Raw genomic sequence first — 994 nt, 5'->3', positions numbered from 1 at the left:
CGACTGCATGAAGTTGGAATCGCTAGTAATCGCGGATCAGCATGTCGCGGTGAATACGTTCCCGGGTCTTGTACACACCGCCCGTCACACCATGGGAGCGGGTTTTACCAGAAGTAGGTAGCTTAACCGCAAGGAGGGCGCTTACCACGGTAGGATTCGTGACTGGGGTGAAGTCGTAACAAGGTAGCCGTATCGGAAGGTGCGGCTGGATCACCTCCTTTCTAGAGTTTGCACGAATCACGTAAATGATTCACGCATCAAATGTTCACACTTATCGGCTGTTAGTAAGAGAAGAAACAGTAGTCGTCGTAGTAGCACCGCGTTGGGGCTGTAGCTCAGCTGGTTAGAGCACCGTGTTGATAACGCGGGGGTCGTTGGTTCGAGTCCAACCAGCCCTACCAGTAAAAACAAACCCGGGGGTAAGGTGGACACTAGTCCAGCCAGACCTACCAGTATGTAATACCCACAGGGGGATTAGCTCAGCTGGGAGAGCACCTGCTTTGCAAGCAGGGGGTCGTCGGTTCGATCCCGTCATCCTCCACCAAAGTTTTACCCGAAAGTGCAAACGTAAGCCAGTCAGGTTTAGGTTTGATCTTTTAGCGATCAAAGCTGTTTCGTTCTTTAACAATCTGGAAGAAGTAAAGATTATTTATTGATCGGTTTGCCGTAAAAGGTAAATCGATGGGTAATGATTGTATGTATCAACAAACAAGCAACAACGTTGTACTTTCTTATCCCTGTAGCGCTCTTTTCGTTTGAAAGAATGAAGAGGCTAACGTTATAGGGACAAGCGAATAAGTGCACATGGTGGATGCCTTGGCGATTACAGGCGATGAAGGACGTAGTAGCTTGCGATAAGCTGCGGGGAGTGAGCAAACACACTTTGATCCGCAGATTTCCGAATGGGGCAACCCACCCTTTTAGGGTATTGCATACTGAATACATAGGTATGCAAGGCGAACGCGGCGAACTGAAACATCTAAGTAGCTGCAGG

Annotated in this window: 2 tRNA genes and 2 rRNA genes; all 4 read left to right on the top strand. The window is 48.9% G+C overall.

What is annotated here, in order from left to right:
* Nucleotides 1-221: ribosomal RNA gene (locus tag AC0V2Y_RS28305) — 16S ribosomal RNA — on the top strand; the annotation flags it as partial.
* A gap of 103 nt (nt 222-324) precedes the next feature.
* Nucleotides 325-401, top strand: a tRNA-Ile gene (locus AC0V2Y_RS28300).
* A 67-nt stretch (nt 402-468) separates the two neighbouring features.
* A tRNA-Ala gene (locus AC0V2Y_RS28295) sits at nt 469-544 on the top strand.
* 240 nt (nt 545-784) lie between these two features.
* A 23S ribosomal RNA gene (locus tag AC0V2Y_RS28290) occupies nt 785-994 on the top strand; the annotation flags it as partial.

This window comes from Janthinobacterium sp. BHSEK, assembly GCF_056174685.1.
Note: the sequence above shows the minus strand (reverse complement) of the source record. Positions and strands in the feature narration are given on the sequence as shown.